The 2,602-nt window shown below is 54.4% G+C and carries 3 protein-coding genes; all 3 read left to right on the forward strand.

The genetic code is table 11. From position 1 onward, the window contains the following. A partial coding sequence (locus tag PHD76_15260; GenBank protein MDD5263201.1) for a hypothetical protein occupies window positions 1-1,608 on the forward strand: 1,608 nt, incomplete at its 5' end. An 88-nt stretch (window positions 1,609-1,696) separates the two neighbouring features. Next, window positions 1,697-2,158 carry a cytochrome c3 family protein gene (locus PHD76_15265; protein MDD5263202.1) on the forward strand — a complete coding sequence of 154 codons (462 nt, stop codon included), beginning with the start codon at window positions 1,697-1,699 and terminating at the stop codon, window positions 2,156-2,158. 12 nt (window positions 2,159-2,170) lie between these two features. Continuing rightward, window positions 2,171-2,602: 4Fe-4S dicluster domain-containing protein (locus tag PHD76_15270; GenBank protein ID MDD5263203.1), on the forward strand; the 432-nt coding region annotated here is incomplete at its 3' end.

Raw genomic sequence — 2,602 nt, forward strand, 5'->3', positions numbered from 1 at the left:
AATCATGAACCGACATGGTACCGGATCATCGGCACAACGCACTACGACAACCCGGCTACGGATTCGGAGTCTTCCATTGAAGGATACGGACTGCGGTTCACCCTGGCGAACGGTTCCATCAATCCGGGTGTCTGCTCCGATTGTCATGGTCATGAAGCGAATGCCGGAACAAGAACCGGTCAAAACACGCCGACCCTTTATACGGATTGGGCGCAGTCCGGCCATGCCCGTGGAATCCTTACAGCCAAGTATGCCGCGGCGGCAGCCAATCCCGTGGACACATCGCTCCCGAGAACCGATCCGGTCAGGACTGCCCAAGGGCTCAAGCAGGTTGACGCGGTGATGGCGGCCGGCGTTGCGGGAGGCGCTTTTGCCGGACACGAAGGGACATCCTGCGGACGATGTCATACGACGGAAGGCTTCTCCGCGTTCTTTACAACTTTTTCCACCGCCAATATGGGTACAACGCCCGGCGTTCTCAAGTGCTATGGATGCCATTCCAATGCGGGCGCCGGAATTCTGCGCACCATGAAAGGCGCCAATCCGGCAACCGATTACAGTTATGCATCATCCGCAACCGGTTGGAATCCGAAGGTGGCGCTCGATGCCGGGGCAAGCGGTTACAAGTTGAATTACGGCAAGTCACCGTACCCGGATATGGGGCGTTCCAATGCCTGTATATTCTGTCATGATTCCCGGGAGAAGGATCCCGGCGCCATTACGGATGCCAGCACAAACTATCAGCGAACCCACTACCTGCAGGCCGCGACAACGATGTTTGTTAAAATGGGTTTCATCACCTTCGCTCCGGGGTCGATTCCCGGCGTGGAGATTGACAAAACGCTCTTGTCCGATCAGGATGGCGGAACCATTACCAGCACGCACCGGAAACTGGGAACGCCGGCAATGATCGGCAATGAGGGTATCACGGCTAAAGATAAAAAATTGACGAGCGGCGGTCCCTGCGTTTCATGCCATTTTTCGGCCAGCCACAGCCAGGAAATCGATCAGAGGAGCATTGATGCCGTTTGTATCAGGTGCCATGATTCCGAAATGGGGCACTCGCTTTCAAAAGAAGCCGACTTTAAACAGTACTTCCTGGAGCCGCAGTCGGAAGCCTATCAGGCGGCTCTGACGCTGGCGATCAATATCTTTAATAATATGGGGACGGGCATCACGATTGCAGCCGAACCCGCGCCTTTGGATGAATTTGTGAGAGCTTACAAGACAGGGACAACGACTGAAGCCGGAGCGGCGGATTGGACGGCCGCCATGGCCGTTCTGGGGTCAAATTATAACAAGGCCAGAGTCATGGGCGCCGTTTCCAATATCGTGTACTTCAAGAGAGACCCGGGCGCCTTTGTCCATGCCCGCACGTACTCCCGAAGGCTGATCTATGACACCATCGATTATCTCGATGACGGCACAATGAACGGCTCAACGGGCGCAACGGCGCTGGCCACCATGCCGTCCGTCTATGGCAAAGGCGCATCGGCCTTTACGGATGGCACACTCACGGTCTTTGCACCCGGGACAACGGAAGCCATGGTTTATCTGATCAGATGGAGTCGGGCAACCGGCGCCTGGAGCACTCCGGAGCGTCCGTAATTATTTGTAGCCGGCAGTTTATCACCTGCTGAGCCAACATAACGTGCCCCGCCCGGCAACAGGCGGGGCTTTTAAGAAATCATTCGACATGATGCATGTATGGCGGCCTTTATTTGTGGTTATTGCTCTGGTGGCGGGCATCTTCATTGCCCGGACATTGTGGATAACGAAGGATTTCGGAGTTCATGAACAGGGCTATGTGTATGGCTGGTACCGGCAATCCAATGTTACCGAATGGGAAACTATTGCCGTAAAATATCAGGGCAGGGAATTATGTGCGGACTGCCATTCCGCAGAGACGGAGAAGCTTGCGACAGCTTCGCATAAAGACATTCAATGTGAAAATTGCCATGGCCCGGCTTTTGATCATCCGTCAGAGCCGCCCAAACCGGAAATCGATCGCAGCCGGAATCTTTGCCTGAGATGTCATACCCGTCTCGATTATCCGACCAGCCAACGATCGCAAATTAAAGGAATCATTCCGGATCAGCACAATCCCGGATTGGAATGCGCCGCATGTCACGACCCGCATGAGGCCTCCAAACCTTAAACCTGGAGCAAGATGAACAGACGATGTTTTATAAAGCTGGCGGTAAAAGGAAGCGCGGCCGTATTGCTGGTCAGGGGACTGGACGGAATATTCCGGCCCGCGGATGTTCTGGCCGGCGCATCACCGCGACGCTTTGTATTTCTCGTTGATACCTATAAATGCATCGGCTGCGGTTTTTGTGTGAAGGCCTGCAAACTGGAAAACGAAATTCCTTTTGATGCCGATGTTTCCCGAACCTGGGTGGAACGGTACGTCGTTACCGGAGAGGGGGACGTATTGGCGGATACCCCCCAAGAGGCGCGTCATGGTTTTACCACAGGCCGGTTTGACCTGGGACGGGGAAAGTTTAAAGATATTCCCTCCGAAATTATCAGAAAAGGATTTTTTGTTCCCAAGCTCTGCAATCAGTGCGCCAAGCCTCCCTGCGTTCAAGTCTGTCCGGTG

Source organism: Candidatus Methylacidiphilales bacterium (genome assembly GCA_028713655.1).
Classification (GTDB): domain Bacteria; phylum Verrucomicrobiota; class Verrucomicrobiia; order Methylacidiphilales; family JAAUTS01; genus JAQTNW01.